Raw genomic sequence first — 5,497 nt, 5'->3', positions numbered from 1 at the left:
GCCGGTCAGGACTCCGTCGTCACGACCCCCCACGCCGCCGCCGGGTCGTCGGGCAGGGGTACGTGGTCGTCCCCCTCGATCTTCGCCGCGAGGTCGGCCTTCAGGGCGTCCAGGCCCGCACCGGTGCGCGCGGACACCGCCCGCGCCCCGTAGCGCAGCTCCAGATCCCGCCGGGCGGCGTCGTCCATCGCGTCCGCCTTGTTCAGCACCACCTGCCGCGGGGGCGTCGCGACGGCGCGATCGAGGATCCGTTCGACCGCATCGACGCGGTCCGCCGCGCCGGGCGCGGCGCCGTCGACGACGTGCAGCAGCAGGTCCGCGTCGTCGAGCTCCTCCAGCGTCGCGCGGAAGGCGTTCACCAGCGGTTCGGGCAGGTCCCGGAGGAACCCGACGGTGTCGGTGTAGATCACCTTGCCGCCCCACGCGCCGAGCGCCGGCAGCCACCCCTCGCGGGTCGTCGGCCGGAGCGTGGCGAACAGCGCGTCGCGCGCCAGCACGTCCGCCTTCGCGAGGGCGTTGAACAACGTCGATTTGCCGGCGTTCGTGTACCCCACCAACGCCACGACCGGCGTGCCGGCATCGGTGCGGTTCTTGCGGGTCCGTTCGCGCCGCTGCGCGATGCGGTCCACCTCGTCCTGCAGCGCGGCGATGCGGTCGCGGATGCGGCGCCGGTCCACCTCGAGCTTCGTTTCGCCCGGCCCGCGCGTCCCGATCCCCCCCCCGAGGCGGCTGAAGCCGGCTCCGCGGCCGGCGAGGCGGGGCAGTTGGTACTGCAGCTGCGCCAGCTCGACCTGCACCTGCGCTTCGCGCCCCCGCGCGTTCTGCGCGAAGATGTCCAGGATCACCTGCGTGCGGTCGAGCACCTTTAGCTGCGTCGCCGCCTCGATCTCGCGCGCCTGCGCCGGATCGAGCTCCCGGTCGAACACCAGCAGGTCGGCGTCCTCGTGGTACGCGAGCGACACCAGGTCGCGGAGTTTCCCGCGCCCGACGACCGTCTTCGGGTCCGGCCGCGCGCGGGTCTGCATGCGCGCCGCGGCGACCGTCGCCCCCGCGGAACGCACCAGCTCCCCGAGCTCCTCGAGGCGGGCGTCGGCGTCCTCGTCCCCGCCGACGTCCAGGCCGACGAGGACCGCGCGTTCCGCGGAGCTGCGCGCGACGTCGCGCGCCCCGGCGCTGCGCGCCATCTCCTCCTCGAGCGCGCGGACGCGGGCCGCCAGGTCGTCGCGCTCGAGCGCCGCGAGCGACGTCGGCGGGTCGAGGATCCAGTCCTCCGCTTCGCTGGACGGCGGCGCGACGAGGGCGACGTGGGCCGCCCCCAGGTCGGGGGCGTGCCCGGCATCCCCGAACGCTTCGACGGCGACCATCGCGTCGAGCCGCCCCAGGAACAACGCGGTGAGGTCGGCGTCGCTCAGGCCGCCGCCGCCCGGGTGGACGTGCACCAGGGTCAGGCCCCGCAGGCGCGCCTCCGACTCGCCCGGCCGCGGGGGGACCGGCGTCCCGTCGGCGTCGGCGAGCGCGACGGTCGCGACGCGCCCGCGGCGGTCGATCAGGACCGACACGGGCGTCGCGAGCTCGATCGCGAGGGTCGCGAGCGCGCGCACGAGGTCCGGATGGGCGGGTGAAGCGGGCGGGACGCGGCGACGGTACAGGTTCGACAGTCGCTTCAGGTGACCTTTCTTGACCCCCGTGAGGGTGCCGTGAACCTTTTGAATCGCGTCTCCCTTCGGGGCGGCACCCGGCGGTGCGCCCACACACCCCCAATCTACCGCGCGGCGCGCCGGCGGTGCGTCGTGCGCGGGGTAGGCTCGCGGCATGAACGACGCCGGCGACCGTCCCCCCGCCCCCGACGACGTGGTCGTCGTCTCCGCCGCCCGCACCCCGCACGGGGCCCTGCAAGGGGCGCTCGCGTCGGTCCCCGCCGCGCAGCTCGGCGCGACCGCGGCGCGCGGCGCCCTCCGCCGCGCCGGCCTCGACGTGCCCGAAGCCGCCCCCGAGGGCGGGGCCGGCGACGCCCTCGCGGACGTCGTGGACCTCGCGCTGTTCGGCAACGTCCTGCAGGCCGGCCAGGGGCAGGCGCCCGCCCGGCAGGCGACGCTCGCGGCCGGCCTCCCGCACGTCACGCCGACCGCGACGATCAACAAGATGTGCGGCAGCGGCCTCGAAGCGATCGTGCAGGGCGCCCGCGCCCTCAAGCTGGGGGAGGTCCGCACCGTCCTCGCGGGCGGCATGGAGTCGATGTCGCGCGCGCCGTACCTGCTGCCCGGCGCCCGCGACGGCTACCGCCTCGGGCACCGCGAGGTCGTGGACTCCGTCGTGCACGACGGCCTGTGGGACGTCTACGCCGACGCGCACATGGGCGCCTGCGCGGAGGTGTGCGCCCGGACGTACGCCTTCGACCGCGCGACGCAGGACGCCTTCGCGCTCCGCAGTTACGAGCGGGCGCAGGCCGCGACCGCGTCCGGCGTCGCGGCGTGGGAGATCGAACCGGTCGTCGTGCCCGGCCGCAAGGGCCCCCCCACCGTGGTCGACGCCGACGAGGGCCCGAGCAAGGTCGATCCCGAGCGCGTGCCGACCCTCCGGCCCGCGTTCGAGGCGGACGGCACCATCACCGCGGCGAACGCCTCGTCGATCGACGACGGCGCCGCGGCGCTGCTGCTCGCGACCCGCGCCGAAGCGGACCGGCGCGGGTGGCCGGTCCTCGCGCGGCTCGAGGGGTGGGCGACGCACGCGCAGGACCCCACCTGGTTCACCACCGCCCCGGTCGCGGCGATGCGCACCCTCTTCGAGCGGACCGGCTGGACGCCGGCGTCCGTCGAGCGCTACGAGATCAACGAGGCGTTCGCCGTCGTCCCGCTCGCCGCGATGGAGGCGTTCGACCTCCCCGCCGAGAAGGTCGACGTGCTCGGGGGCGCCATCGCGCTGGGGCACCCCATCGGCGCGTCCGGCGCCCGCATCGTCGTGACGCTCCTGAACGCCCTCCGCGTCGCGGACGCCCGGCGGGGCGTCGCGTCGATCTGCATCGGGGGCGGCGAAGCGTGGGCGTTGGCCCTCACCCGCGAGGGCGCCTGAGCGACCCCGCCCGAGCGACCCCGACCGAGCCCCCCGCCTCGCGCGTCGGAGGGCGTCAGTCGTCCCCCTCCGGCGCGGCCGACCCGCGCCCCCGTTCGGTGGCGTCGGGCGCCAAGCGGCCCTCCCGTACCGCGTCGGCGACGGCGGCCGGCAGGCCCCACCCCAGCACGTCGAAGGCGACCGCTTCGACGTCGTACTCGGCCTTCCCGAGCTGCGCGGTGGCGTCCCCCTCGCGGACGTCCAGGACCGCGTAGTCCGCGCCGGGCTCGCCGTTCAGCGACAGCCCGACCGACCCCGGGTCGACCGCCAGCTTCCCGTCGAGCGTGCGGACGTACGGGACGTGCCGTCCCCCCAACGCCAGGACCGGACAGCCGACCGCGTCGAACGTCCGCAGGAGCTCCTGCGGCGTCGCGCGCACGTCCAGCCGCCGCCACGGGTCGCCCACCCGCCCGTGCACCGCGCGGACGCAGCCGCCGGGCGTACGCAGGCGCACCTGCGTGGGGCGCTCCCGCAACCACGCCAACGCGGCGGGCTCGAGCACGTCGCGCGTCCACGCCAACGTCGCGTCCGCCACCCCCGCGCGGGGCGCGTCGGCCTCCCCGACGGGAAAGGCGACGCGGGCGTCGGCACCCCCGAGCGTGCACGTCACCTCCCGCTCGCGCAGGAGGCGGATCGTTTCGTTGGGGTGCGGTCCGTACCCGACGACGTCCCCGAGGCACAGGGTCGCGTCGACCTGCGCACCGTCCAGCGCGGCGAGCGCTGCGCGCAACGCCGGGAGGTTGGCGTGGACGTCGCTCAGGACCCCGATGCGCATCGTGCCCTCCGGGTCCCGCGCACGTGCCGTCAGGCGCTCGGCGCGAGGGCGGCGTGCTCGTCCTGCAGGAACGCCACCAACAGCCGCACGGCGGCCTCGAGGTCGCGCTTGTGCTCCATCTCCGCGACGGTGTGGATGTAGCGCGTCGGCAGCGACACGGTCGTGGTGGCGACCCCCTCGCGGCTGCGTTGCATCGCGCCGCCGTCCGTCCCGCCGCGCGGCAGCACCTCGTACTGGTGGGGGAGGTCGTGGCGGGTCGCGAGGTCCGCCATGCGGTCCAGCAGCCACCCGTGCGACACCATCGACGAGTCCATCACCTTCAGCGCGACGCCGTCCCCGAGGCGGGTGACCGCCTGGTGGTCGGGCGTCCCGGGCGTATCGACCGCGAGGGTCGTGTCGAGCCCGATGCCGACGTCGGGCGCCACCCCGAACGCGCTGCTCGTCGCGCCGCGCAGGCCGACCTCCTCCTGCACGCTGAAGACCGCGCGCACCCGGACGGCGGGCGCCTCGAGGCGACGGAGCGTCTCGATCAGGACCCACACGCCGGCGCGGTTGTCGAGCGCCTTGCCGGTCACGACGTCCCCGAGGTCCTGGAACGTCTGGTGCAGCGTCACCATGTCGCCGACCCGGACCTCCGCCTTCACGGCGTCGGCGTCCAACCCGAGATCGACGGCGAACTCCGACAGCTCGGGCACCTTGGTCTTGTCGTCGGGGCCCGCGACGTGCACCGGCTTCACGGCGGGGTTCAGGATCCCGACGCGCGGCGTCCCGCCGCGCGGGTGAACGAGGACCTGCCGCGCGAACAGGTTGCGGGCGTCGAACCCCCCGAGCGGCTGCAGGCGCAGGAAGCCGTCGTCCCCGACGTGCGAGACGACGAACCCGATCTCGTCCATGTGGGCCGCCACCATGACCTTCGGGGCGCCCTCCGCCCCGGCGGTCTCGACGATGAGGTTCCCCATCGCGTCGACCCGGCTCGCGACGTCGAGGCCCTCGAGCGCCGCGCGGACGCGCTCGCGGACCCCCTCTTCGCGGCCGGGAATCCCCGGCGTTTCCGACAACTCCTTGAGCAGTGCGTAATCGAAATCCATGCCGGCAGGCTACCACCGCCCCCCGCGGGCGGCGGGCGTCGCCCGCCCTAGCGGGGGCCGGGGGCCGTCCCGTCGAGCGCCGCGCGCACCGCCGCGAGGACCGGTTCCGGGCACGCCTCGTGGGGCGCGTGCCCGCAGTCGGGGATCGCCGTCCACGTCGCGTCGGGGAGGGCGTCCGCGACGCGGCGCGATTCCTCGGGCGGCACGACCGGGTCCGCCGCCCCGGTCACCACCTGCACCGGGACCTGAACATTCCCCAACCGCTCGCCGACGTCGGTCGCGCGGCTGGCCTTCACGAGCTCCCACAGGGCGACGTCCCAGGCGTCGACGTTCACGGCGGCGCGGGAGGCCTCCAGGACCTCCGGCGGCAGCCGGTCGGGGTCGGCGTACGCCGCGCGCAGCAGGCTCTCGCCCCGCGGGCCGCCCAACTGCCGCATCAGCAGCGGCCCGATCCGCTCGAACTGCGGGGTCGCCAATAGCCAGCGGCTGGCGGCCGGCGCCCCCCCGCCGCGGTACACCGCCGGCG

At 75.9% G+C, this 5,497-nt stretch carries 5 protein-coding genes; 1 reads left to right on the top strand and 4 read right to left on the bottom strand.

Annotation, left to right across the window (positions count from 1 at the left end; all coding sequences use genetic code 11):
- Positions 1-5: 5 nt before the first annotated feature.
- Complete coding sequence (gene hflX / locus RI554_09130) at positions 6-1,601, bottom strand: GTPase HflX (protein MDR9392175.1); 1,596 nt, start codon at positions 1,599-1,601, stop codon at positions 6-8.
- 211 nt (positions 1,602-1,812) lie between these two features.
- Here hflX and RI554_09125 point away from each other — a divergent pair, with 211 nt between their 5' ends.
- Positions 1,813-3,069 (top strand): acetyl-CoA C-acyltransferase, encoded by a 1,257-nt coding sequence (locus tag RI554_09125; protein ID MDR9392174.1) that lies wholly within the window; start codon positions 1,813-1,815, stop codon positions 3,067-3,069.
- A gap of 55 nt (positions 3,070-3,124) precedes the next feature.
- Here RI554_09125 and RI554_09120 read toward each other — a convergent pair whose 3' ends face one another.
- From RI554_09120 to RI554_09110, 3 genes are all read right to left on the bottom strand, one after another.
- Entirely contained in the window at positions 3,125-3,883 is a 759-nt protein-coding gene (locus RI554_09120) for a metallophosphoesterase family protein (protein MDR9392173.1), read from the bottom strand.
- A 29-nt stretch (positions 3,884-3,912) separates the two neighbouring features.
- Positions 3,913-4,971, bottom strand: coding sequence for a M42 family metallopeptidase (locus RI554_09115; protein MDR9392172.1), 1,059 nt, complete (start codon positions 4,969-4,971; stop codon positions 3,913-3,915).
- Between the two features lie 47 nt (positions 4,972-5,018).
- A partial coding sequence (locus tag RI554_09110) for an alpha/beta fold hydrolase (protein MDR9392171.1) occupies positions 5,019-5,497 on the bottom strand: 479 nt, incomplete at its 5' end.

The sequence above is a fragment of the Trueperaceae bacterium genome (assembly GCA_031581195.1).
In the GTDB taxonomy this organism is placed as follows: domain Bacteria; phylum Deinococcota; class Deinococci; order Deinococcales; family Trueperaceae; genus SLSQ01.
Note: the sequence above shows the minus strand (reverse complement) of the source record. Positions and strands in the feature narration are given on the sequence as shown.

Bases quoted from the DNA above. Each gene is read 5' to 3' on its own strand.
- RI554_09115 (MDR9392172.1), bottom strand. From the start codon at position 4,971: ATGGATTTCGATTACGCACTGCTCAAGGAGTTGTCGGAAACGCCGGGG.
- RI554_09125 (MDR9392174.1), top strand. From the start codon at position 1,813: ATGAACGACGCCGGCGACCGTCCCCCCGCCCCCGACGACGTGGTCGTC.
- RI554_09120 (MDR9392173.1), bottom strand. From the start codon at position 3,883: ATGCGCATCGGGGTCCTGAGCGACGTCCACGCCAACCTCCCGGCGTTG.